Source organism: Candidatus Zixiibacteriota bacterium (genome assembly GCA_034439475.1).
Taxonomy (GTDB): domain Bacteria; phylum Zixibacteria; class MSB-5A5; order GN15; family FEB-12; genus JAWXAN01.
Map to the genome: position 1 here is coordinate 1 of JAWXAN010000071.1, position 26,379 is coordinate 26,379.

The following is a 26,379-nucleotide window of genomic DNA, read 5'->3' on the forward strand; positions in this document are numbered from 1 at the left end:
AACTACACCTTGAAACGGGCAGGCTCAATTTATTTGATAACATAGTAACTTGGCTATTCCTGAGCCTATGCGAAGGAATAGGTGTGACCTGACGGTCACTGGTGCGCGACTAGGACATCCCCCACGAAGGACACAAACGTGCTGTCAGTTCGCCGCGGCAGAGTGTGGTACAGAATTCACCCTGTCACTTTTCACTTTTCCGTCGGGTCTTGCCGACCTTCTTAGGGCGGTGTGACCTGACGGTCACTTGGTACGCGACTGGGGTAACGACCCCCGTCGGGGGCGTCCCGCACGAAGATTAATCTGGATTCCAGCTTGTGCTGGAATGACATTGGCGAGGAGTGAGGCGCAGCCGAACGACGCGGCAATCTCAATTCGTCTTCACACGGGCATATAAAAACCCACCCGTTGGGTGGGCTACAGGAATAAAAAATCACACCGTCCGCCGGTGACTGCCCGCCCCGCCACTGAGGGCCAGCGCGGGAATCGCAGTTCACTTACATTCGAGAAGCGATTGTGGGAATCCGCGCCTAATCTATGATCTTGTGTTTATTTGCGTAGGCCGCAAGCTCAAGCCGCGAATGTATACCCAATTTTTCCATCAGACGGTGCAGGTGGCTTTTCACTGTAAACGCCGAAATATTCAGCCGGTCGGCCATCTCCTTATTGCTCATACCAGCGACAATAAGTCCGATGATTTCCTTCTCCCGTTTGCTGATTTTGGTGGCTGTCATCGTGCCTGCCGATGTCGACTGGGGATTGTATGTCGCAACCTGATCTATAAACGATCCGGCAAGACCCGGGGGAAGAAATGTTGAACCATTGATGATAACGCGGATTGCCTCGACTAATTCAGTGAAACTGGCATCCTTGAGGACAAATCCATTGACGCCGGATTGAATAAATCTCACCAGTTCCGTTTCGAGAGGGGACAAATTCATCCCGATTATCTTTACATCAGGACAATTTTGCTTAATAGACGAAATGTGCTGGATGGATCGCTCACGGTGTAAGCTAATATCCATCAAGACGACCGAAGGGTTGACATCTTTTATCTCTGATATCAGACTCTCGCCCACGCCCATCGTATTAAAGGACATCTCGGGCTGGTTGACAAATAGCATCGCAAGGCTTTCACGAAGGATTCTATTTTCCTCTACTAACAAAGCACGTATAAAAGGCATTTCCCTCCTCCCGCTTTCTCCGTCGAGTCTTCCTGTTGACTCTGATTCTCACTCCCACATTTGCAGTCATAAATACTCTATTTCACAGAGACAACCAATAGCATTTTGCTTCATTCCGTTGTCATCCGAGTTGTTATTGGCCTTTAATCTGACTCCTTCTCTCAAACGATAAGTTATATACAGTCCAAGATAAATCACACACATGCAACTTTGTAGCGAAGACTCGCCGATCACAAGTTGCTACTAGTTAGACCAAAGGAATAATCTATGCAAGGAATATATTTACCGACATAACATGGATTACGGTCTTTTGCTCTTTCGGTCTGGAGATACGAAGCGAACCAAGTGACATTACCTGTGATGTGAACGATCTGAGGGCACATTGCTGTAATTCCGGACGATATTCAGCAGTCCGCCCTGAAGAATCATCTCTCTCTGCCTGTTGGTCAGTGAGTGCGAAGCAATATAGCTCTCATTTTTGGTTCTATTAAGTACCACAACATGGTCTGCCTTATGAATCGCCTCTCGTATATGCGGCAACACAAGACAATCATCCCGATCTATCCGCCGCCAGTCGATAGGATCAAGAAATTGGAGGGGCAAAACGCCAAAGTTCACAAGATTCTGCTTATGAATTCGCGCAAAGCTGATAGCAAGCACTGCAATCACACCCAGATAGCGGGGAACGATAGCGGCATGCTCACGGCTTGAGCCTTGGCCATAGTTACGACCAGCCACAATGAACGAGAATGAATCCTCTTTTTGAGCGGCCCTGGCGCGTTTATAAAACGTATCATCCACTCGTGAAAAGAGAAATTTGCTGATTTCAGGTATATTGCTTCTAAACGGAAGAATTGCGGTTCCCGCCGGCATAATTTCATCGGTGGAGACATCGTCGTTGAGCTTTAGCAGCACTGGCCCTTGGACAATATCGTGAAGCGGCTCAAACGGTGGCAGTGGTTTTATATTTGACCCTTTTTCAAGCTGTTCGGTCTTGCGCTCCTCTTTTGAGAGCGGTCGTAAGAGCATGTCGTCATTGATGATAACCTCCTCAATGTCTGTCAGTTGAGGGTACGCCATATCCAGCGTTCGAGGATCGGTAATGACACCGGTCAAAGCCGAAGCCGCAGCGGTCTCAGGCGAACAAAGATACACAAGATCATTATCGGTACCTGACCGCCCCGGGAAATTTCGCGGAACTGTGCGGAGACTAATACGTCCGGGGGAGGGCGCCTGTCCCATACCGATACAGCCATTGCATCCAGCCTGATGAATTCGCGCTCCGGCACGAATAAGCTTTTTGAGCAAACCTGTTTCTGTCAGGCTTTCGAGAATCTGACGCGAGGTCGGATTTATGTCGAAAGATACTCGCTCGTGAACTTGGTGTCCTTCGACTATGAGTGCCGCGACGGCAAAATCCCTCAGTCCCGGGTTAGCCGATGAGCCAATCATGGACTGATAAATCTCGCGCCCCGCGACTTCCCGCACCGGCACCACATTATCGGGATTGCTCGGCAGAGCGATAAGTGGTTCAAGCTTGTCTAAGTCGATCTCTTCATATTCGTCGTATTCAGCCCCAGAATCTGCTGACATTTCTACGAATTCACCGCCGCGCTCCTGATTTTTGAGGAAGTGATGCACAGCATTGTCGGATGGAAATACACTTGTCGTTGCGCCAAGTTCCGCGCCCATATTTGCGATAACATGGCGATCCATCGCAGACAGGAAATAAAGCCCATCGCCGTAGTATTCGATTATCTTGTTTAGACCCCAATCAACCCCTTTGCGTCTAAGCAATTCGAGGATAACATCTTTCGCGCTAACCCATTGCGGCAATTTACCAGTCAGTTTAACCCCGACAGTTTGCGGCATAGTTAAATAGAAAGGCTCTCCCGCTATAGCCAGCGCAACTTCGAGTCCCCCCGCTCCAATCGCCAGCATGCCCAAAGAACCTGCGGCGCAGGTGTGACTGTCCGCTCCAAGCAGTGTTTTGCCGGGGATGCCGAAACGTTCCATGTGAACCGGATGGCTGACCCCATTTCCTGGCCTGCTGTACCAAATGCCAAACTTCCGACAGGCAGAGCGAAGAAAAATGTGGTCGTCGGCATTCCGAAAATCGCTCTGCAACAGATTGTGATCCACATATTGAACAGAGACTTCGGTGCGGACTTCGTCGATGCCAAGAGCTTCAAGTTCAAGCATAACTATCGTACCGGTCGCGTCCTGAGTGAGCGTTTGATCTATCTTCAAACCTATTTCTTCGCCAATTTTCATATTTCCTGAAAGAAGGTGGCTCGCGATAAGTTTCTGGGTCATATTCATCGCTATCATACATCCATCCATTTCTCGAACTTTCCAAGGAGCGTAGAGAGAAATATTCTTGCTCGTGCGTTCGAGAGCGCACTCGGCTCATATTCTGTGGGTAAATATCTCATCGTTATTTATACGCAAAGGGGCCGGAGATGTTCGGGTAATCAAAAGAAAGACTGAGCGAACACTTTATTTGTTCGCTCAGCCGAAAAATACTGCTGAGTCTTCGAATTGAAAAATCGCTATGTTCGCATCACGAAATAGGTATCCAGTATGCCAGTTTCAGCGCCACAAAATCCTCACCGTCAGCGCCAAAAGCATCGAAGGCCGAGCCCGGGCGGACATGACGGGTGACTTCCTGTGTTTCTTCTTCGAGATTACGCTGCCAAACGAGAAAGAGTGTACTTCCCGGGCTGAATTCCCATCGAAGGACCATGTTGCTTCGGAACGAACGATATTTAAATCCAAAATTTGCCCCATCGTTGTAATGAAGCAAATTATGTCCGCGGGATTGCAGAAGCTCTCCAAGGTCATAGAATTTTGCGCCATCGGCGTACGGCTCGGCATAGGCTTCAAGGCTCAGATCTGGACTGAAGAAATAATTCATCCGAACGCGAAGTCTCAATCTGCTTCGGTCAAGACGCGAAAAAACATATGTCGTTCCAAACGTCCCAGCTCCTCCCCCGGACAGAGCCTCGACGAATTGGCGCGGTTGATCCTCGCGGGTATATGATGGTTCAAAGGCGAGCCTCCACTTGGTGCCAAGTCGTCCCGAAATATGTCCTGTTGTGGTGTAGAGCCATCCATCGAGCTCATCGATACCGTAGCGGGCATCGAGCCAAAATGATGTCGATGACGCGAAATTATTTTGAAAGCCAGCATTGAATGACCAACCGGCTTCATTTTGCATCGAAGGGCCGCCACGCGTGCGGGTATCGTCTTGTCCCGGCAATTGACGGGCGATGCGGGCCCAGCTTGTCCAGAAATTTTTCCATGTGACATCACTTACGATTCGAATTTCGCTCCATTGCCTGTCGCCTCCGAAATTCCAATTGGCATCGGACGCGAGCCGAATATCGTAATATCTGAAGATGTTCCCCACGACAGTCTCACGGTAGATGAGACGCCAGAAAAGATCAATATCATCGGCTCCGCCGAGCTGACCGGCATCATTGAGTTCAAGTCCCGGCGACTCTGCCGCGATAAATACATCATAGAGCCAGTGTTTGCCAGAGGGCTTCCAGAAATTGAAAACGCCTTTGTATCCACTGAGCGCATTTCTGTTTGGATCAATTTCAACATAATCGGCATCGGGCCGTTGGAAGTACCGCTGAGGAGATAACTGAGCCGATGTGATAGCCGAAGTACTTCCTCTCACATCGCTAAAACCGGCTTCGGTAAAGATATTATACTTGCCGCCATTAAAGCGTAAATGAGTACTCACAGCCCCGGCAATCGCTTGTTTTCGCAGTAACGTATCAAGACGGCCATCGCCGGAAAGGTCGCGCGACACACCGGTCAATTTTGCGCTGAATGTAGACTGCTCTTTTCCGAACGGTTGAATAAGCCCGAAAACTCCATAGAATGTACGAGGTTCGATTTTGGTGCGCGATGTAATCTTACTTGAACTATCATACAACTTAGCGAACTCATTGTCTGTGACGGCGGTCAGGAAACCGATTGAGGTACCAGATTTAAGCACTCCTGAGACCTTTGCCGCGCCAAGAATTGTCGAGTTCCGGGGCTGGTCGGCATAGTCAGGCATTTCAAAGCCTCGCAGTGAAGCTCGCGGAGATGCTCCAATCCTTCGCGAATAGAAGAATCCGCCGCCATTGAAAACAGAATTTCCTTCGGAGAAAAAAGGACGACGTTCATCGAAAAAAGTTTCGAAGGCGCTCAGATTCACATCGGCTGGATCGGCTTCGACTTGCCCGAAATCAGGATTAAAGGTTGCATCGAGAGTCAAATTCGGACCAAGTCCCATTTTGAGATCTCCGCCGACACGACCTGTTATTTTGGAACCATCATTGAAAGGATCACTGCCAAAGTCACCGTCGATCTTGCTCCCTTCGCTTGCGGCATAAGGAGTCAACTCAAGTCGGCGGGATGGCTGGACGCCTTCGATACCGACCAAATTGCCAAAACGGGAAGTCCAGCCACTCTCATTGCGTGGCGTGAAGACCCAGAATACATCTTCGTTTCTCTCCGGCACCCAGCGGTTGAAATTTATTCCCCATGTCTGCTTATCTATATTATTGAACCTAAGTTGAGAGAACGGAATTCGTATTTCCGCGTACCACGCTGAAGAATCACGCGAGGTTTTGGCTTCCCAAACGGGGTTGTATGAAAAGTCACGGTCAAACTCGTTATCGCTCTCAGTATAGCGGTCAAATCGCACCCCGGAAGTATTCACACCGAAACCATAGCACGTCCGGCGGTCGAGATATGAATCTATTGAGACGATAAACTGCTCGGTTGGGCCTTGGTTATCGCGCCGATCAAGAAACATGCGTAGATTTTCGGGATGAACCGAGTGCATCCGCGCTCCGATATAAATGGCGGCATCGTCGAACACAATTGCCACTTCGGTTTTTTCGACCGGCTGGCCGCCTTCGACCGGATCTTTCTGCAAAAAGTCGGATATGAAAACGGCCGTCTTCCAAATCCCGTCATCGAGCCGGCCATCGACACTCGGCGACGTCCCCGTTACTTTGGTTGCGCGAAGTTCTTTCCTTGGGCGTTCAGATTGAGTTTCGACTAAAGAAGTTTGGGCTCCTGACGAAACCGTAAAAAGGAAAATGAAAAGAAGTGAGGTAAAGACCTCTTTCGGTTTAAGATAACGCACTGGTGTCATTCAAGCTCCTCCATTCACGATGTTTATGACGGCGTCCTCTGACAAACAGAAAGTCATTCAACGTATCAATCACCATTCGTGAACATATGACGAATGAAAACCGATGTTTGATACACTCTCTCCGGCAGTCAGAGACAGATACGTAAATGTTGCGCAGTTTGTTCAACTTTTTTTGAGCCAAGAAAAGATCATGAAAAAGTGGTTCTGAAAGACCGAATATTTTTCGGGGAAGGACTCTTTTGTTGTGTGGAGTCATGGTTACGGCTTGCTAAACCAGGATGCAATCAGACCAATATCCTGGTGAGCCTTTTGGTAGTCATCCGGCCGGCCAACATCCAGCCAATAACCAGTGTATGAATATGCGCAAATTTTCCCCCCGTCCAAGAGCATATCGGTCATCAGGGTATCGAATCCGTATGGTTTTCCTGCCGGGATGCGGTCGAGGATTGTGTGTGAAAAAATATACACACCCATCGAGACTTGGGCTGTGTAGTCCGGCTTCTCAGAAAACCTTACAACCCGGCCATTGGCGTCGGTCTCGAGCACGCCATAGTCAATTTTTTCCGTTCGTTGATGTGTCGCAACTGTCACCTCTGCTCCGGAACTAAGATGGTCTGCAAACAGTAATGCAATATCGAGGTCGGTCAGGATATCGCCGTTGATGACAATAAAATCTTCAGGCAGCCCTTGAATGTTCGCCAATGGGCCAACGGTCGAAAGCGGAGATTCTTCGATTACGTATGACACCGCAAGTCCAAAACGGGTCCCGTCACCGATGACGTCCATTATAAGGTGAGCGAGGTGGTTCACGGCGATATGAACTTTGTTCACACCTGCCCGCTTTAATTGTAAAAGGACAATCTCAATAATCGGCTGGTCACCGATAGGCAAAAGCGGTTTGGGAATGTCCGATGTATGGGGATAGAGCCGAGTCCCTTTTCCACCGGCCAGTATCACTGCTTCCATTTAGCCGTACTTTTAATAGAAGTTTTATATGCCATATCGATCGGGTGCGTACAATTTAAGATTTTCAGGATTTGAAAACCATGCAATAGTTTTAAGCAATCCGGACTCAAGACCAATGCACGGATGCCAATTAAGTAAACGCGATGCCTTGGCATGGTCGCACAGCAATCTATCGACCTCGCTTTGTTTTGGCCGTAACCTTTCGCTTGCTTCCGTGACTTTGACAGTCCGGTTCATTAGACGGGAGATGAGAGCCGCCAGTTGTCCGATTGAAATCACTTTGCCGCTGCCAATATGTATAACTTCACCGCCGGTATCTGTCGCCGTCGCACATTGAATGAAAGCGTCAATTGTGTCATCAATAAATAAAAAATCCCTCATAGGATGCAATGCGCCCAACGATATCTCGGTTTTGCCCGCGGCAATTTGCGAAATTATTGTCGGGATAACAGCCCGTGATGACTGACGCGGGCCGTATGTATTGAATGGCCTCAAAACGGTAAGCGATAAATCGTACGAGCGATAATACGACAAGGCAAGCTGGTCTGCGGCAATTTTTGTTGCCGCATAGGGAGATTGGGCCGAGAGTGGGTGCTCCTCATTCATCGGAGTCGTCTGCGCGCTTCCGTAGACTTCAGAGGTCGAGGTGTGAACGAATCGTGTGATCTTGTGTTCCCGTGACGCCTCAAGCAGATTCATTGTTCCCCGAATGTTCGTCTCGACATACGACTCGACAGCCTGATATGAGTAGGGTATGGCAATAAGGGACGCGAGGTGAAAAAGATATTCAGTGCCAGAGACAAAGTCACGCATCTGTCTTGCATCCCGAATATCTCCGGCGACGATTTCTATTTTTTTCAGTGTCGCATCAGGACAATCGTCCAGCCAGCCGCGTCGGCCAAACGAGTTGTAGAAAACCATGGCCCGAACATGAGCGCCGTTTTCCACCAACCGTTCGACAAGATGAGAGCCGATAAAACCATCGGCTCCCGATACCGAGACACGTTTGCCAGAAAGAGAGTTTGGAGTCTTCGATGAAGTCACATGGGTAATATAGTGGCTGATTGCTATAAATGCCCGTTCAATAAAAAGGCCGGCGCAAAAACAGAAATGAAGCGCCGGCCCGAGATTTAGAAGCTATGAGTTCCTTTAGACGTTACACGCGGCCATTTACGGCTTGTTGCTGTTTTTTATCATTTCTTCGGCAAGTGTTTTATGCTCTCCCTGCAGCCCAAGAAGCAATGACCGCTGTAAAACGGTTTCAGCCCCTTCCACTGTGTCTTTAATCAGTGCCAGTCCCAGATAATAATACGGCTCGGCGCGGTCAGGAAAACGGCTGACGGCATTGTTCGCTTCTCCGCGTACGAGATCGAAGCGATTATCGAGCGCGTAGATCTCGCACAGATTAATCACGCTTTCAAACGACCCACGGCTGTAGAAACTTGCCTGTCGTGCCAAATTCCCGGCTTTGACTAAATCGGCTTTGTCCGAGGCCAGCGCCTGGGAGTAGTAGAAATTCGTCTGGGCGTCTCCATCAGAACGAAGCAGTAGTTCATCAAAGAGCACGACCGCGGCGGCCTTGTCCCCTGTGGCATATAACACTCTGGCCTTCACCGCACCCGCGAGTTGGTGGTCTTTTTCGATAGAAAGAGCCTTTTCGGCAAACTCTTTGGTTTTGGTAAAATCCTCATGGCCAAACGCTATTCGCGCCGCTTCGGCGAGTGCATCCGGATTTTCAGGATTGAGCGACACAAGACGCTCCATTACCTCCAATGCCGATTCGCCTTTGCCGAGACGATCACATTCGGCGGCAATGCTGACAAATGTCTCAGTCTTTCCAGATACTTTAGAGATATTCTCTCTGAATAGCGCCATGCCGTCTTCGATCTGTTCGGTAATAATAAGAAGTAGCGATTTGCTCAGAGCAAGAGACGGATAGAGTTCTGCAAACGCTGGAAATTCATTAAAAAGCGCAAGCGCGCTATCCGAGTTGCCTGAGTTAAGAAAGACTGCAAGAATCCCCTCGAAGGCTCCCCGATTGTTGCCATTGAGAGCAAGGGCGCGCCGAAAGTACACCTTTGCCGTATCGGGAAAAAAGAGCCGGGGGCTCGAATAAATTGAGCCAATGGCCGCGACCCAGTCAGATTCCTTACCATGATACCGATTGAAGATGCCTATTGTCTCATCGAACAGTTCCTTCTGTCCGCTAATTCCCAGAAAATAGGCTTCGAGACTTTTATATTCGAGCTGGTCAGTTCTCCAACCTTGGGAGTTCCTCACTGATTGCACATCAGTGTCCGGCTCAAAAATCTTCGAGTAGGTTAAAACCAGTCTTCCCCGGAGATAATCCACAAAAACTTGCGGACTCGCCCGCCGCGACATATGAAAATTCAAAGCGTCAACGCCGCCAGTCGCGCTGACCACATCCGACATCATCCACCGGCTTTCCATATCGTAAAAGACGGCCGTAAGACTCATCGGGGCCCTATCGGCAAAATTGGCATTTGCGACATTTGCCTGGTGCGCATCCTGGGTTGCCCAGTGGTAGAACATGGAAAGGCCGTCGAGAACAATAGTGCTGTCGTCTTCCTTTTCCACATACTCCAGAACTTGCCGCGCGTCATAAAAATATCGAGCGCGAAGACAGCGCTGGAAGTGTGCCAGTAATCTCTCGTCGTTTTGTCTATCCTTTTCCACAGCAAGATTGCTCATGGCAATCGATGAGTCCGTCAAATCGCGTACCTCAAGATAATTTGCGGCCTGTTCGTAGTAGTCAGCCGAGGTCTCTCCTGAGCCAAGGGCCCGTGAGGACGCGGCATCCGCCGAATCGATTTGATTTTCCAGGAAGTAAAGCCGAGCATCGACTAAATCCGCAACACCCGAAGGTGTTCCATGTTGGGTCGCAAGCTTCACGGCGCCATGCGCCGCTCTGAGCCGATTCGCAGAAGCGAGCGCAAGAGCCAAATCCAATCGGGCTTCGGTTAGATCGTCTTCAGGCTTCATGGCTATATAATCAGACAGTACACGCCAGCTTTGATCGAAATCACCCAATTTCATGTAAAGTCGCGCAAGTTGAGGATACACAGCGCCAAAGGTAGGCTCCCCTTCTCGAATGGTCATATAGGCTTCGAGCGCGTCATAATAAAGAAGTTTTTGCTCTAAAACCTGTCCGCGCCCCAAAAGCCCGAAGTACGAGGTGGGATGATCCACCAAAAGCCGGCTAAAGGTCGTATCGGCTTGGTCATATTCATGGTTCGCCAGTTGCTTAAGCCCTGACTCATACTCGTCTTTGACCTGTTCTTCAGGAGATTTCGCGCATCCAGCTATTAATGACAGTATGAGTATCGTACAAAACAGATATTTCATCGGATTCCTTTGAGTTTTCTAAAATCGCAGATTCGTTTACTTTGCATTCAAATTCATGTCCCTATCCTGACAACAGCCATTCAACCGTTTGCCAGTAATAATCCCGACAAACATAGCAAAAAATGTGCGAAATATCGATAAATATAATTGATAAAAAGGGTAAAAATCAGTATATTTTTAATGACAACGTAACTATCGGATAAGTTGAAAATGCATGACAAAATGACAGATTTGAAGCCCTCTGAACCCGGCCGTTCGACCACCGTCCTGGAATCCCACAATCTGGTAAAATATTTCCGGCGCCGGGCGGTAGTCAATGGGGTTTCCATCCAAGTCAATCCCGGCGAAGTGGTCGGTCTGCTTGGTCCAAACGGAGCCGGCAAAACAACTACTTTCTATATGATAATTGGATTCATTCGTCCCGATGAGGGCCAGGTATTTCTTGGAAAAAGCAATATCGGCCGCTGGCCGATGTACCGTCGCGCTGGCCTTGGGATAGGCTATTTGGCGCAGGAAGCATCGGTTTTTCGCAAACTTTCAGTCGAAGATAACATTATGGCTATCCTCCAATTCCGGAATTTGGGACGGAAAGCCCGAAAACAGCGGCTCGAGGAATTGCTCAATGAACTCGATATTGCCCATTTGCGAAAAAGCAAAGCCTACACGCTTTCAGGAGGTGAACGGCGAAGAGTCGAAATAACCCGCGCCTTGGTTATGGAGCCCAAATTTATCCTGCTTGATGAACCATTCGCCGGAATCGACCCGATTGCGGTCGAAGACATTCAAAAAATAATTCAAAGATTGGTAAGTAATGGCCTTGGGGTCCTTATAACCGATCACAACGTTCGTGAGACTCTCTCCATCTGTAACCGGGCGTATATAATGTTTGATGGAAAGATTCTCAAAGCCGGGACATCGGAATATCTTGCGCAGGATCCTGAAGCCCGCAAGATATATCTGGGCGAAAAATTCCGGCTTCATTAACGATTTATCAGGTAATGTTGAATAAATGAACGAACTACAATTATACCATAAACCCGATGGTAACGAAACCCGATATAAGGGATACAAAGAAATCCCAAGCTACCAACGGAAACGATTATGAAATTAGGTCTTCAACTTCGATTAAAACAGAGTCTTGCCCCTCAGCTTATTCAGTCCCTGAAAATGCTGCAGATGCCGCTGCTTAAACTTGAGCAAACATTGCGGATGGAGCTTTCGACAAACCCCCTTCTGGAAGAGATCGAAGAACTGGATGAGGTTCAGGAATCGCCCGCCGATGAAATTGCAGCGGAAACTCCCCAAGAGGAGAAAAAAGAGGCGGTTGATTGGGATGACTATCTTTTCCAGGATGATGACGGCTATAAAGTCAAAGAATCCCATGAACAGGAGGAAGACCGGTTCGAAAGCTCGGCGACCAAAGCCGAATCCCTCTTTGTCCACTTGCACGACCAGCTTTCCTTTTTGAAATTGTCCGAAGAAGAACATCTCATCGGCGAATATGTCATTGGCAATATCAGCCCTGACGGTTATCTGACAATCAATCTTGCCGAGATGGCGGCTGAGTTGTTAATTCCTGAGTCGGTCATTGAGCCTATCTTGAAAATGATCCAAAAGTTCGATCCGACCGGAGTCGGCTCGCGTGATTTACGCGAATCATTGCTCACCCAGTTAAGGGAGCGTGGACAGGACGGCAGCCTGGCATATCGAATTGTTAGCGAACATATCCATGATTTAGAGCGTAAATCTATTCTGCAGGTCGCCAAATTAATCGGGGTGCCTGTGGAAAAAGTCCAGAAGGCGATGGAAGTCATAAAAGCTCTGTCACCTACCCCGGCCTATGGCCGTTTCGACAGCCCGGCAATGCCGATTGTACCCGACCTTATTGTCGACCGCTTCGGCGATGATTTCATGGTCTTTCATAATGACAAGAATGTCCCCCGGTTACGAATAAACGCCGGGTATAAAAACCTTATCAAACGCGGCAATGTAACCAACGAAGACACAAAGAATTATGTCCGACAGAAGCTCGAGCAGGCGCGGTGGCTGCTCAATGCCATCAACCAGCGACGCTCAACCATGATCCGCGTGATGGAAGCAATTGTGGAGGAGCAGAAAGAGTTTTTTGAAAAGGGCCCGGCATTTTTGAGACCGCTCATTATGGAAGACATCGCCCAAAAAGTCGAAATGAATGTTGCAACTATAAGCCGGGTATCGAGTGGGAAATATGTCCAAACACCGCTCGGTGTTTATGAAATAAAATATTTCTTCAATTCCGGCATCGCCATGGAAGAAGGCGAAGATATGTCAAAGCGGTCAGTCAAACAGCGTATTGAGGAGATTATCCGCGCTGAGAATCCCGAAGAGCCCCTTTCTGACCAGGAAATCTTCAAATGCTTGGGAGACGAAGGGATAAAGCTCGCCAGACGGACAGTTACGAAATATCGCGAAGAGCTCAAAATAAAACCTGCCCGCTTTAGAAAACGAGTCGGCCAGACACCGGCTACCGTGTAGGGATAAGGCGATTTGTCCGCTTCCCATTATTTCTCCACAAATTTAATTTTCGGTTGTTGTTGACCTTCTTTCCCCGCCGCAATTACTTACTATGCATCATTGTGACGGCTCAAATGGTCGATTGCAAGATTTACCAGCAGTGTTTGGCTGTTTGGTCTGCATGACCATTTACGTATAAATAGTAGAACGAGGATTGGCATATAACTGAACATTTTGCCTGTCCGAAATTTTTATTTAACACGAGTGCAGCGAACACATTTTATTCGTCTTTGCACAAACCAGTTAGAGGACATTTCAGAAATGAAGACAAAAATCAGCGCGAAGCGATTTGATTTGACTCCTGAAATACGCGCCAAAGCCGAACACGAGCTTGAAGGTCTCAAACGTTTCTTTGACACAATTATTTCAGCCGAATTTGTTTTTGATGTTGAAAAACACCGGAATCTTGCCGAACTCCACGTCACGGTCGCAAAAGATGTTATTGCCGGGACCGCTGATACTGATGACATGCATAAATCGATGCTTGCCGCGGTCGATAAGGTCAAAACCCAACTCAAAAAGCACAAAGCCAAGCTAAAAATGAAGGAGCCGCTCAAAGTCAACCGAACTTCAGAGATGCTTACCCGCCCGCAAACAGACGCAGATGAGGTTGATGTTTAGAACAACTTGCGCATAAAGCATATCGAATTGATGGCCGTGAATGATGAAAATTATCGTTCACGGTTTTTTTATTCTCCAGCCAGATATTCTTCCAATAACAACCTATTCATCTGTGCTTCATGGTTGAGTGTGTGAAATTGTGCTTCAGAGAGCCGATTGTTCTTAAGTTCAATGAAATCAAATTGTGTGAATTCGCGTTGAGAGGGATGTATGCTCTCAAGACGCCCACGCAGTTCATCTCTGGTTACGCTACAGCGTATCAATGCAAATATCTGAGGTCTTTCCCCTCGAAATATCTCTCTGGCGTAGGCAAGCGGAGTAACGGAAAATTCATTGTCCTGCACATTCATCTCCTCGCGAACTTCCTGCCCCAGTGATGATGCCAGCATCTGCAAAATATCAGTATGCTTGGGGGAAAACTCAACCGATCCAGCCACCGAAGGTCCAATTGACCCTCCAAGAGATGACAGAGTTTGTGACCGTACCACAGTGGTAAGATAATCGACCCCGTTTTCTTTTAAGAGCAGGAGACCGCAAACGCCGAAACAGATTGCCAACGGATTTAATAGAACATCGTTCGATTGATATTTGCGCTTATAGTATTCTCGCAAAGTCATATCAGCGCCGAAAAGTTGATGCGTCAAATCGAGAGCCAGACAACTGCCAGCTTGGTCACCGTAACGAGCTGGCTGGACTGTGAAGGTATAGTTATCGTTTACTTTCTCTACAGCATGAAGTTTTGCTACTTTTGGGCCATCGTAGAGCCGTCCCTCGTCGATCATTTTTCTTTCGACTTCATAAGAGAACTGTTTTATGCGCGAATCACCGAAGGTGAACAGTTCATTTCTAAATTTTATTTCAATGGAATCAGGCTTGATCGCATTCGTCCCAAAAAACCGGATAATATCATAGTAGCCAGAATCGCGCCTTAGTGCCTGACCGACAAGACGCGCTTCTCTGTCTGGAAAATAAGTTGCGAGAAATTGGGGAAGTTTAGAATAGTCTAAATAGCGCATCGCCGGTAAATAACAGCGCGACACCCAAAACCGCAACAACTGCTCCGATAATCTCCCGAGGACTAACCTTCTCTTTGTAATAAAATATTACCACTGGTATGATGAGAATCGGGGTCATCGCGCTCAGGGTAGCGGCAATTCCGGCAGAAATATGTTTGAGCGCAACCAGCGACATCCAGACTCCGAGAAAGGGACCGAATATGACTCCGCCGACTGTGTGTAACATCGCTTTAGGGTTTTTGAGACTTTGCAGAGTCGCTGCTGCTTCCCCTTTGAAAACGGCGAAGAGCCAAATGACCGCCGTGGCGAAAATTAGACGAACCATTGAGGCCGGCAGAGGTTCAACTATCCCGCCTGAATACAACATCCCCTGTTTGGACAAAACCATTCCCGTCGCCTGACATGCTGCCGCTACCAGCGCCAGAAGAATCCCCTTTAATGTTGTGCCGGAATCGGGGTGGTTATCGGCCAATGCGAAGTGGGTAATTATCCTCTCTTTCTTCTCCAATATGACCCAGAGAACACCAGTCAGCGTTACCCCAATTCCGAATAGTTCAATGGCCGTAAGCCTTTCATCGAGAAATAGCCAGGCAATTATTGTCGCTATGACGGGGCTGGTTGAAAAGATTAAGGTTTTGGTGCGCGGACCAAGAATCACCATTGCTTTTAGACCCGCGCTGTCGCCAATAACAAAACCGATTATTCCGGAAATGCCAAGCCAACTCATCTGGGAGACATTGATATTTTGCGGAAGAGGAAATCCGGCCGTTATCAAAAGTATCAAAGCATAAAGAGCAACAGCGATGGCCAGGCAGATATTGTTGACCCGAAATGAGCCAATCAACCGCCCGGCTTCGGTAAAAAAGATTGCAGTGAACGACCAGCAAAAGGCTGTGGCAAGCGCGGCTAATTCCCCGATGTAGAGCATGGGTCGGAAAGTACGCGATGGATGTTTTAAAACAAGTTGGAATTAGGGTAAAATCAGGAAGCGAATCTAATTCTGTATGAAAAGCATGTACAAAATTGTAAGAGCCGCCCTATCCTGTGAACTTGATCCAGCCTTTGCCCTCAAAGCCAAAATAAAACCCGTCAGGGAAAAAGCACTCAGCGAGAATCTCAAGTGATTCGGCTACCCTCGGGCCGGGGCGATTAAAATACTGATTGCCGTCTCCAATGTATACCCGTCCGTTTTTAACCGCGTTGACATCTGACCAGCCCATAAGCGATGTCATCTTGGGCATCTCTTGGAGTGTCCGGGCAATATCAAATCCGCATGGCGAAATAAATAGTATCTCTGGGTTTCTCTGATAGAGTTGCTCCCAGGTCATAACCGGCGAATGTTTGCCAGCCTCGCCGAATAGATTTTCCCCGCCAGCCATCTCAACAAGGGTGGGCATCCAGTTTCCAGCCGCCATCAGCGGCTCAATCCATTCGATGCAGGCGACAGCCGGACGACGGGTTATGCTTTGGGTTTTGACGCTTATATTCTTCATCTTCCCTTCCATCCCGCCAACCAGCATCTCACCGGTGGTTTTGCAATCAAGGGCAAGAGCTACTTTACGGATATCGGCAAAGATATCCTCAAGGCTGTTTGGTTCAAGCGAGACGACCTTTGGAAATGTCCCGACAATCTGCGAGACTGCGGCCTCGACATCGGCCAGACTCACCGCACAGACGTCGCAATGGGCTTGGGTGATGATAATATCCGGTTTGAGTTCCTGAAGTTTGCCAGCATCGACCCGGTAGACCGAAAGTCCTTCTTGAAGAATAGCTTTGACGCGTTCGTCGATCTGGTAGCTTGTGCCGTCGAGTTGAAATTTCGGCTCGGTACATATTGGAAGTTTACTCACCGACTCGGGATAATCGCACTCGTGCGACCGTCCGACGAGGTGGCTTTCGAAACCAAGGGCGCAGACAATTTCAGTACTACTGGCAATGAGTGATATAACTTTCATGATTTATTACCTGTATCCATCCACTATCAATCCACTTTTTTAATGGGCATCCTGCCTTTTAATCGGCCTGAACTACTACTATCGGCTGTTCCGGTGTGTAGAATATACGAATCATTGCACGTATGGGCAACCGCCTATATTCGCTTCGTGTCTGACTGACGTTCCCTTTCGTATTCATGCCTCTGCTTTTGCATAGTCATTATTCGAGAGCGTGAGCACAAATCGAAGATTGTCTCTCTAAACGGTTGTCTCAGTTCAACATTTCGAATGTCCGCGGCCTTTCGTTCTTCGGCATGCCGTTTGAGCATGACAGATACGGAGATAAACAATGAAATTAGCGCTTACTTTTTTTCAACTGCTTTTTTTTGTCGGATTGTCGGCCACGTATGCTGAGAATTCGGCTCCCGAATCTAACTACATCATTAGCGGTGTCATTACCGATTCAGACGCCCAGCCAATTATCGGCGCGACAGTAGTTCTGTTTAGAGGCGATTCTATTGTTGGCGGGACCAATGCCGATGTCGATGGCCGGTACAGGATTCTCTTTTCGTCTAATATGTCAAGAACCCTTTCTCTCAGATGCAGTGCCGTTGGCTTTGCGGCGTTGTCGTGCCCGGTTTCAGTTGACAAAAACAGCAGCAGTCTGGGCGAACTTATAAAAATGAATTATGCCCTTAAAACCGAAGTTGTCGAAATTGGCCAGATAAATGTCTATCCTGATAAGAACAAACAAGTATCAGAACAATCCTTTGGGTCAGATTTAATCGCAATCCGCGCCCGGCATTCGCTTATGCCCACCAATCTAACGGCGGCTATAAAATCCCCAGATGTTATTCGCAATGGATCCATGCACTCATCGCAGATTCGAGTCAATGGCACCAATCCGCACTATCTGCTCAACGGGACATCGATTGGAGCCGACCCCGATCATTACGGTATGTTCAGTCTGATTCCGAGCACGGTTGTTCAGAATGTCAATCTTTCGACTACAGGGAGCAATATCTCCCACAACCAGCCGTCGACTGTCGCAATAGAGAGCATGGCTCCGTTCGTGTCACACCGCAAGACGACTCTTAACCTCAGCACGGTCGAAGCAACAGGCACGGCATCGATCGGCACACAGAAGGCCTTTGTGGTGGGCGCGGCGCGTCATTCGGTGCTCGATGAGCTAATCAGACAATTAGACATCGATTCGGAACGAAGAACCATCCCGCCAACAAATTTCAAAGATGTATTCCTCACCGCGGGGCTAAAATTATCGCCAAATTCCAACCTTGTGCTGGATCAGTTTTTCAGCAAAGATTATTTACGGTACAACACTGGCGATGCCATTATCGGCGCGCCGGCGACAAATACATCGCAAAATTCGCAGGACTACTATGCCGGGCTTCGATATCGCGCTCTGGTCAGTACATACCTCATCCGCGGATCGTTTGCCATCCGCCAGTCAGAAAAGAATTACTTTGCCGCGCTCGATAACCAAGCTGTCACTTCGGGTGTCAGACTCGATCTCAAGGATTCCCAGCGCCGCTATCTTGGCAACCTTGAAGTCGTTTCTGACAATAACAGGTATTGCTTCACGGTCGGAAATCAGTTCGAATATGTTTCTAAGCGCACAATGTCCCTTTCCCAGCAGAACTGGAATTTCCTACCGCCGTTTGCAAATAGTGACAACCCCTACATCTACCAGCACGCTCTGAATCACCTGTATAATACTAGTGATTTTGTCGACACGGAATTCAACAATGCCCTCTATGTTTCTGTCAAACGCTATCTCGGAGAGAGCTTTAATGCTCATATTGAGACTGGAATTCGCCTTGAGCATTTCTCGGCTTTGAGGGAAAAGAACGCGCCGGTATTTCGGGCTTCGGTTCATCTGCCTGTGGGAGAGAACAAGAGTGTCGAGGCAAGTTTCGGGACATTTGCGGAGAACCCGGCCGGGAATATTCTTGAGCCGTATCAGCCGATTGTGCGTGCTTTTCTCTCTGAATTGAGTCCGTCCTATTCACAACAGGCTTCGATAGGTTTTGCATCAAGTTCGCTCAAAATAGGCTTCTTTCATAAAGCCTTCTCTGACTTACCAGTCATCTCGCCGGATTTTGAGAATGGATTCAATACCGATGGCTCGCCTAACAGCTCGTTCTTGAAAATGCAGTCGGTTGGCAAAGCGACTTTCTATGGCGGTTCGGTTGCCTATGAGCGCGACAAATTTCTCTCGCCCAAAGTCTCGCTCTATGGCTCGTACGCCTACAGCCATGCCGAGAAATCAGACCTGTATGCGACGATATCGCATGAGCAAAACGCCCCGCACCGGTTTATGACCGAATTAAATTATAAATTGAGCCGCAAATTTACCGTAGGAAGCGAGCTTCAGATTCGCTCCGGTTATTCGTATACCCCAGTGCGCTATGCCTATTCGGATGAATTAGCGAATTATAATCCAGATTATTTTTCGGCGCTATCGCAATATGAGAACTCTTCGCGCTTTGCTACCCATGCCTTTTTGAATCTGTCGGGCGAATATGAATTTGGAGGCGGGACACTTTTCATGTCGGTCTCAAATATCACTAACCGCGCCAACTCGATGATAAGCTCGGCCTCGGGGGTCGTCTACGATGCCGGGATCGTCCCGATGATAGGGGTTAAGTGGCGGTTGTGATGATGGGGGGGGACTGAGATTGCCGTGAGCCTTTGGCGGGCGTCTTGGAAGTCACTCGTTGCATCGTCTCATTCGCAATGTCATTCCCGCAAAAGCGGGAAACCAGGGTTTCTTTTCCTTGAAACCAAAGGCAGCCAGCTTTAACGTACTTTATCTATATTCTTGCCAGCCGTCGGAATGGCACCCTCTACGTCGGTATGACCAACAATTTGCTTAAGCGAGTAACTGAACACAGAAGTAATTTTGTAGATGGCTTCACAAAGAGGCATGGCATCCATACGTTGGTCTACTTTGAGCAGACAGACGATGTCACCTCGGCATTAAATCGAGAAAAACAGATTAAAAAATGGAACAGAAAGTGGAAATTAAGACTCATAGAGGAGAACAATCCTCATTGGAGGGATCTGTTCGATGAAATAATATAATACTGGTTTCCCGCTTTCGCGGGAATGACAAAGCGATGGATTTTCGAAATAACTAAAGAAAGTGAAACTGAGATTGCCGCGTCGTGTCTAATCCGCCGCGGCGGACTCACGACGACGTGCCGGAGGGTAAGCTGGTGCACGGGGCTTTCAAGTCCACCCCGCCACAGCAGGCGTGGCGGGACGTACACCAGCCATGATAATCCAGTTTTCATCTTCGTGCGGGACGTCCCGGTCGCGCACAGTGTGGCCGTCAGGTCATCCACCTGAGGCGGACTTCGGAAGCCTTAGCACCCACATCTTCGATGTGTGCAAGACCTGCTGGAAGATCAACTGAGATTGCCACGTCCCGCTTAGGAAAGCGGAACTCGCAATGACGCGGTGGGGATGTCTGCTTGATTGCTCCCCTCTACTCTTCCTTCACGACTCTCGCCACATCGGTCACCAAGTCGCCTTTACCAAGCGTGATCAGGCGCACACCTTGTGTGTTGCGGCCAATCACATTTATCGATGAGACCGGCTGGCGGTTGGCTATCCCCTGTTTGGTGATAAGTATTAATTCGTCCGAATCAAGCACTTCCTTTATCGCCACTACCTCGCCGTTGCGGTCGGAGGTTTTGACATTGATAATCCCCTTACCGCCTCGATTGGTGATGCGGTAATCTTCGATCGAAGTCCGTTTGCCGTAGCCGTTCTCGGTGACCACAAGCAGAGTCGAGTCGCGTTTGACTACCACCATACCGATGACGTAGTCTTCATCTTTGAGTTCGATTCCTTTGACGCCGTACGCGGTGCGTCCCATTGGGCGGACTTTGGATTCAGAGAATCGAATGGCCATTCCTTTGCGAGTGGCAAGCACAATTTCGTAGGTTCCATCAGAGATTGAGGCTTCGATAAGCTCATCGGCCTTATCAGCGATGTCGATGGCGTTGACACCAGCTTTGCGTGGATTGGAGAAGGCATCAAGGGCAGTCTTTTTGATTGTGCCGCTCTTGGTCGCAAGGACGATAAATTTCTCAGCGGAGAATTCGCGCACTTTGCAGAAGGCGGTCATATATTCTGCTTTGTCCATCTGGCAGAGATTGATGATCGGTTTCCCTTTAGCCAATTTTCCGCCGGTGGGAATCTCATGTACTTTGACCCAGTAACAACGCCCTCTATTTGAGAAAAACAGAATGTAGTCATGGGTGCTGGCCACAAAGAGGTGCTCGGCGAAATCCTCTTCTTTGGTTTCGATTCCGATCACGCCTTTGCCGCCACGCTGTTGCTGGCGGTACATGGTAACCGAGAGGCGTTTGACATAACCCAAATGCGAAATGGTGATGACCATCTCCTCTTCGGCGATAAGGTCTTCGATGGAGAGTTCCTCGGCGGCGTCCTGAATTTCGGTTCGGCGGGCATCGCCAAATCGTTTTTCGATATCGCGTGTTTCGTCTTTGACAATTTTCATGCGAAGTTCTTTGGAATCAAGAATCGCTTTGTATTCGCTGATCTTCTGGATGACTTCAAGATATTCATCTTCAATTTTTTGCCGTTCGAGCCCGGTCAGGCGCTGGAGGCGCATGTCGAGAATGGCATTGGCCTGAATCTCGGAGAGTTTGAACTGCTTCATGAGTCCGCCACGCGCGGCCGGGGTATCTTTTGAGGCGCGGATGAGGGCGATCACGGCATCGATATTATCCAGCGCGATACGATAGCCTTCGAGAATATGGGCGCGCTCTTCGGCCTTGCGGAGATCAAATTTTGTCCGACGGACGATGACTTCATGGCGGTGATTTATAAAGGCATCGATAAGCTGTCTCAAGGTGAGCATTTTGGGCACACCGTGATCGAGCCCGAGCATAATAACCGAGAAGGTAATCTGCATTGTCGTGTGGGTGTAGAGCTGGTTCAGGATAATATCGGCCTGGGCATCGCGTTTGAGTTCGATAACCATACGCATTCCATCGCGGTCGGATTCATCGCGAAGATCGGAGATGCCTTCGATTCTTTTATCGCGCACAAGGTCGGCGATTTTCTCGATGAGATTGGCCTTGTTGACCTGGTAGGGGAGTTCGTTGACGATAATAGCCTCTTTGCCGTTTCGCATATGCTCAACGACAACTTTGGCTCTGACCGGAATATGTCCGCGGCCGGTTTCATAAGCGGACTTTATCCCTTCGCGGCCATTGATAATACCGCCGGTGGGAAAATCCGGTCCGGGGACAAGCTTAATGAGGTCGGCATTGGATGTTTCTGGCTCATCGATAACTTTTATGATCGCTTTTGTAATTTCGCTCAGATTATGAGGCGGAATTGATGTCGCCATTCCGACCGCGATACCAGTGGTTCCATTGCAGAGTAGGTCAGGGAATTTGGCGGGAAGTACTCTTGGCTCCTGAAGCGTGCCGTCGTAATTGGCCATAAAATCGACAGTCTCTTTGTCGATATCAGCAAGCATTTCAACTGCGATGGGTGTGAGACGGGCTTCAGTGTACCGCATTGCGGCGGCATCGTCGCCGTCGATAGATCCGAAGTTGCCCTGCCCGTCAATAAGCGGATAGCGCATGTTAAAATCCTGCGCCATACGTACAAGGGTTGGGTAGACAACCTGCTCGCCGTGGGGGTGATAGTTACCCGATGTGTCTCCGGCGATCTTGGCGCATTTACGGTGCGGCCGTCCGGGTTGGAGGTTGAGGTCGTGCATGGCAACCAGAATGCGCCTGTTGGATGGTTTTAGGCCATCGCGAATATCCGGGAGCGCTCGGTTGGTGATGACCGACATGGAGTAGTCAAGGTAAGAGGATTTCATTTCCTCTTCGAGAAATATAGTCTCTATTTTTTGCCGTTCAATAGCCATGTATGGGGCTTCCTTCTTGCTTATTTACCAGATAATTAATAGCAGAAAATAGAGTCTTTTGTGCGTAAAAACAAGCTAAAGTCGAGGGGAAATAATATTTCTAAGTAGATGGAAAATATCGGGGTTAGAGGGACATTTTGGGAGTAATGGCCGGCGTGGGACGGAACAGCTTTCCAGAATGTGCTGGTGCACGGGGACGTACACCAGCCACGGCAATGTTTGTGCAGGCCAGAAATTTTCGAATCCGCCAATTGAGGACGACCTGCACGAAGATGAAGATGGATTCTCCGCCCCGCCACAGCGGGCAGGCGTGGGGGACTGGAATGACAATAGGAAGACTGAGCATGAGATTGCCAGGGTCTGCCCGCTGTGACCGGGCGGACTGGCCTACAACTGAGAGGCTCTCCTCAAATTTCTCCTTTACTCTTTCGTTTACTCTTTTCGTAAATCCACCACCGTCGCGCCCCAGCCGCCGCCTGTGCCGGATTCATGCCAAAAGCGTATCACCGCAGGATGGGACTCTAAGACGCTCTTCACAATTTCGCGCTGGACACCGATTCCTTTGCCGTGAACTATCCTCAGTGCAAATATTCTCTTCTCAAGGCAGACATTGATGTAAGCCAATACCACTTCTTTGGTCTCTTTTGGTGAGAATTGGTGCAAGTCGAGCGTACCGTCTATCGGTAGTTCATAGGCCTCGCCATTCCCTTTATCTGGCGTCTTATTAGTCATATGTACACCTCTGCTTCTCCTAAAACATTCACGATGCCCGCGGTGTCATTAGACTCTTGATTGTCGGCCAGCTTATTATTATCATAACAGACTTGATAATCGGGCAATATACAAAAGGAGCCATAGATAATGACAACCGCAACACAGACTCCGGCGGCCCCAAAATGGGACCTCGATTCAATTTTTCAGGGTGGTAGCGCATCCACCGAATTTAAGCAATTTAGGGGAGATGTCAAAAATGAACTGATGCGAGCCGCAACTTCTCTTGCTTCGCTCCCGAAAACACTCGATCCTGCCAATAGCGTGGCCTGGACTGAGTTTGTTCTCTCATTGCAGTCTTTGTATGAGAACACAGAGCTTATTGTCTCATTCTCCCACTGTCTCGTCTCGGAAAATGTTACAGACAACGAAGCCCAGGCCCAGCACAGTGAATCAGATACTTATGTCTCAGATGTCCTGAAGCTCAAAAGCGGGTTCGAGCAGTTTGCGCTTGCGCAAAACGACGCCGACTGGGAGAAATTTGTGTCGTCTGAAAAACTGAAATCGGTCAAATTTTTTCTCGATGAAGTCAGACATTTGGCCAAACAAAAACTACCGCTTGAACAAGAATCATTGGTGCTTGAACTGTCTGTGAATGGCTATCATGCCTGGAATAGACTCTATGACAAAATGGCCGGAGAACTGAAAGCCGAGTTTGTCGAGGACGATTCAGTTTCCACTTTGTCGATCGGCCAATTAGCCTCGAAAATGTCGGATCCGAAACGAGATATCCGCAAACAGGCTTTTGACAAGACAACCGAGGCTTGGGAATCGCGGGCCGACCTTGCGGCCATGACTCTCAATTCACTGGCCGGATTTCGGCTGTCAATGTATAAGTCTCGCAAATGGAAATCTGTCGTCTACGAGCCGCTCACACTGGCGCGATTGGAAGAGAAGTCACTCGATGCCATGTGGCGCGTGATAAGCCGCGAGTCGGCACGGCTCAAGCCATATATCGAGGCCAAGAAGAAGCTTCTGAAAATAGACAAATTCAGTTGGTGGGATGAGTTTGCTCCATGTGGCGCGGCGAATAAGTCCTATTCGTATGACGATGCCAGCAAGTTTATCATTAACAATGTGGGCGGATTTTCGCCTCATTTCTCGGACTATTGCCGTACGGCGATAGAGCGGCGGTGGATTGAAGCCGAAGATCGCCCCAATAAAGCGGGCGGAGGGTACTGCACAGGACTCGGGCCGCGTAAAGAGAGCCGCATCTTTATGACCTATGCCGGCAACTACGAAAACCTGCTGACTTTGGCGCATGAGCTTGGTCATGCCTATCACAGTTATGTCCTGAACAACCACCAGTATTTTGCGACACAGTATCCGATGACACTTGCGGAAACAGCATCCATTTTCTCGGAAATGCTAGTAACCGATGCCGCGCTTGAAGCGTCGGAAAACAAAGACGAAAAACTCATGCTTCTGGATCAGAAAATTCAGCAGGCCTATGTTTTCTTTTGCAACCTGCAGTCGCGCTATCTTTTTGAGCGGTCATTCTATGAAGAGCGTTCAGCGGGGATTGTTGGCCGCGACCGACTCTGTGAGCTTATGATTGCGGCGCAGAAGAAAGCCTACGGCGATTTATTGGATCCGAGCGGTTATCATCCGTATTTCTGGTGTTCCAAACTTCATTTTTATATCAGCGATGTGCCTTTCTACAATTTCCCGTATACGTTCGGCTTTTTGTTTGCCGGCGGAGTCTATGACCGGGCGAAGAAGGGCGGGCGGACGTTTGCCGAAAAATATCAAGCCCTTCTTGCAGATACAGGCAGTATGACGACTGAGGAGGTTGCCCAGAAACACCTTGGGGTTGATTTGACATCTGACTCGTTTTGGACCGATGCCGTCAACCGCTCACTGGCTGATATTCCGCAATTTGTTGAACTGGCGAGTGAGTAGGCTCGGAGCGCGACGGCAAAGAAAATGTGATAATCCCGTAGGGGCAGGTCCCTGTGCCTGCCCTCTAATCAATCAAATATAATCGGGCAACCACGGGGGGTTGCCCCTACAAAATAAACATAAAACAAAACACGTTGCCATAACCCGCTGTTTGCCTTAACTTACACATCACAAAGCCAAAAAAAATCGTCTGACGATGTACACTAAGGAGCGCGAGTGTTTGAGCAAACCTTCAAAAGTATCGATGACATCCTCGGCAAAGAAGCCGGATGCGCGGGTAGTGGGTCAGTTTGATTCTTTTTCCTCTAACAATTTCACTATATCAGATATTTCCCACAGGTGATTAGTCACGCCAGCGGCCATTGCAGGTGACATACGCAAAGTCTGATGTAACCGACAGAAGTTATAATACATGAAGTGAAGGGCAACCGCATGTTCAAGGTTTTCTACCTTCTTTGAAAAGCCATTAGTCAGACGGGTAAATCGGCGCATACTCATACGCATAGTCAAATTCTGTCGCTCAACTAACGAAGTGGATATGTCACGTCGAGAAGGCTTTCCGACAATCGAACGGCGACGGCAACCGATACAAGCAGGGCGGACTGTAACGAGCTTCACCGGTCGAGCTTTTTCTTTTTGCGTGACCGCTTTTGCATGGGGCAATAAAACTAATAGTTCTGAAGTATGTCAAGACAAATGACAAGAAAGGGGTTGACAATTGTTTTAGATAGGCTATATTCATGCCAGACAAGTAACTCCGTGTGGTGGTGGGAGGCTGTATTTATGTCCTTTTGTACCTTCAGTTTATGCTGAACTCTTCCGATAATTGTATAAAGTTATAGTCAAGGTCAACTCGGTGGTATCTTCCACAGGAGAATGTTCGTTGGTTGCTTTGCCACCCTTTGGACTGAAAGGTAGTTGGTCGAAAGCCCACATTGAACTGGTTGTCGTTTTCGAGATG

17 protein-coding genes and 1 pseudogene are annotated in these 26,379 nt (G+C 48.6%); 6 read left to right on the forward strand and 12 right to left on the reverse strand.

Annotated elements, in window-relative coordinates:
* Positions 1-530: 530 nt before the first annotated feature.
* The 6 genes from SGI97_10080 to SGI97_10105 form a co-directional block, all read right to left on the reverse strand.
* The gene (locus SGI97_10080) at positions 531-1,184 is read right to left on the reverse strand and encodes a response regulator transcription factor (protein ID MDZ4724235.1); all 654 of its coding nucleotides are present in this window, start codon (positions 1,182-1,184) and stop codon (positions 531-533) included.
* Positions 1,185-1,535: 351 nt separating this feature from the next.
* A complete protein-coding gene (locus tag SGI97_10085) occupies positions 1,536-3,512 on the reverse strand; it encodes an aconitate hydratase (GenBank protein MDZ4724236.1) in 1,977 nt (658 codons plus the stop codon).
* Positions 3,513-3,747: 235 nt separating this feature from the next.
* On the reverse strand, positions 3,748-6,348 hold the full coding sequence (locus SGI97_10090) for a DUF5916 domain-containing protein (GenBank protein MDZ4724237.1): 2,601 nt from the start codon (positions 6,346-6,348) through the stop codon (positions 3,748-3,750).
* A gap of 258 nt (positions 6,349-6,606) precedes the next feature.
* On the reverse strand, positions 6,607-7,314 hold the full coding sequence (locus tag SGI97_10095; protein ID MDZ4724238.1) for a nucleotidyltransferase family protein: 708 nt from the start codon (positions 7,312-7,314) through the stop codon (positions 6,607-6,609).
* Positions 7,315-7,338: 24 nt separating this feature from the next.
* Complete coding sequence (locus SGI97_10100; protein MDZ4724239.1) at positions 7,339-8,358, reverse strand: SDR family NAD(P)-dependent oxidoreductase; 1,020 nt, start codon at positions 8,356-8,358, stop codon at positions 7,339-7,341.
* 126 nt (positions 8,359-8,484) lie between these two features.
* A complete protein-coding gene (locus SGI97_10105) occupies positions 8,485-10,680 on the reverse strand; it encodes a hypothetical protein (GenBank protein MDZ4724240.1) in 2,196 nt (731 codons plus the stop codon).
* A 222-nt stretch (positions 10,681-10,902) separates the two neighbouring features.
* Here SGI97_10105 and lptB point away from each other — a divergent pair, with 222 nt between their 5' ends.
* The 3 genes from lptB (at position 10,903) to raiA (ending at position 13,854) form a co-directional block, all read left to right on the forward strand.
* Positions 10,903-11,664: an LPS export ABC transporter ATP-binding protein gene (gene lptB, locus SGI97_10110; GenBank protein MDZ4724241.1), complete on the forward strand. Its 762-nt coding sequence runs from the start codon at positions 10,903-10,905 to the stop codon at positions 11,662-11,664.
* Between the two features lie 117 nt (positions 11,665-11,781).
* On the forward strand, positions 11,782-13,194 hold the full coding sequence (gene rpoN, locus SGI97_10115; GenBank protein ID MDZ4724242.1) for an RNA polymerase factor sigma-54: 1,413 nt from the start codon (positions 11,782-11,784) through the stop codon (positions 13,192-13,194).
* A gap of 300 nt (positions 13,195-13,494) precedes the next feature.
* Positions 13,495-13,854 carry a ribosome-associated translation inhibitor RaiA gene (raiA, locus tag SGI97_10120; GenBank protein ID MDZ4724243.1) on the forward strand — a complete coding sequence of 120 codons (360 nt, stop codon included), beginning with the start codon at positions 13,495-13,497 and terminating at the stop codon, positions 13,852-13,854.
* A gap of 68 nt (positions 13,855-13,922) precedes the next feature.
* Here the strand turns inward: raiA and SGI97_10125 are convergent, their stop codons facing one another.
* From SGI97_10125 to SGI97_10135, 3 genes are all read right to left on the reverse strand, one after another.
* Entirely contained in the window at positions 13,923-14,870 is a 948-nt protein-coding gene (locus tag SGI97_10125) for a hypothetical protein (GenBank protein ID MDZ4724244.1), read from the reverse strand.
* Positions 14,848-15,798 (reverse strand): DMT family transporter, encoded by a 951-nt coding sequence (locus SGI97_10130; protein ID MDZ4724245.1) that lies wholly within the window; start codon positions 15,796-15,798, stop codon positions 14,848-14,850. The genes SGI97_10125 and SGI97_10130 overlap by 23 nt, the downstream gene beginning before the upstream one ends.
* A 109-nt stretch (positions 15,799-15,907) precedes the next feature.
* A complete protein-coding gene (locus SGI97_10135) occupies positions 15,908-16,825 on the reverse strand; it encodes a cobalamin-binding protein (GenBank protein ID MDZ4724246.1) in 918 nt (305 codons plus the stop codon).
* Positions 16,826-17,153: 328 nt separating this feature from the next.
* Between SGI97_10135 and SGI97_10140 the strand changes: the two genes are divergently transcribed.
* Together SGI97_10140 and SGI97_10145 are read left to right on the forward strand one after the other, a co-directional pair.
* Positions 17,154-19,484 (forward strand): carboxypeptidase regulatory-like domain-containing protein, encoded by a 2,331-nt coding sequence (locus tag SGI97_10140; protein ID MDZ4724247.1) that lies wholly within the window; start codon positions 17,154-17,156, stop codon positions 19,482-19,484.
* A gap of 158 nt (positions 19,485-19,642) precedes the next feature.
* Positions 19,643-19,909, forward strand: coding sequence for a GIY-YIG nuclease family protein (locus tag SGI97_10145; protein ID MDZ4724248.1), 267 nt, complete (start codon positions 19,643-19,645; stop codon positions 19,907-19,909).
* Between the two features lie 406 nt (positions 19,910-20,315).
* Here SGI97_10145 and gyrA read toward each other — a convergent pair whose 3' ends face one another.
* Both gyrA and SGI97_10155 read right to left on the reverse strand, forming a co-directional pair.
* On the reverse strand, positions 20,316-22,745 hold the full coding sequence (gene gyrA / locus SGI97_10150) for a DNA gyrase subunit A (protein ID MDZ4724249.1): 2,430 nt from the start codon (positions 22,743-22,745) through the stop codon (positions 20,316-20,318).
* Between the two features lie 432 nt (positions 22,746-23,177).
* The gene (locus SGI97_10155; GenBank protein MDZ4724250.1) at positions 23,178-23,477 is read right to left on the reverse strand and encodes a Smr/MutS family protein; all 300 of its coding nucleotides are present in this window, start codon (positions 23,475-23,477) and stop codon (positions 23,178-23,180) included.
* 129 nt (positions 23,478-23,606) lie between these two features.
* Between SGI97_10155 and SGI97_10160 the strand changes: the two genes are divergently transcribed.
* A complete protein-coding gene (locus SGI97_10160; protein ID MDZ4724251.1) occupies positions 23,607-25,418 on the forward strand; it encodes a M3 family oligoendopeptidase in 1,812 nt (603 codons plus the stop codon).
* A 285-nt stretch (positions 25,419-25,703) separates the two neighbouring features.
* Here the strand turns inward: SGI97_10160 and SGI97_10165 are convergent.
* Positions 25,704-25,958 (reverse strand): annotated as a pseudogene (locus SGI97_10165) (IS1 family transposase).
* Positions 25,959-26,379: the final 421 nt, after the last annotated feature.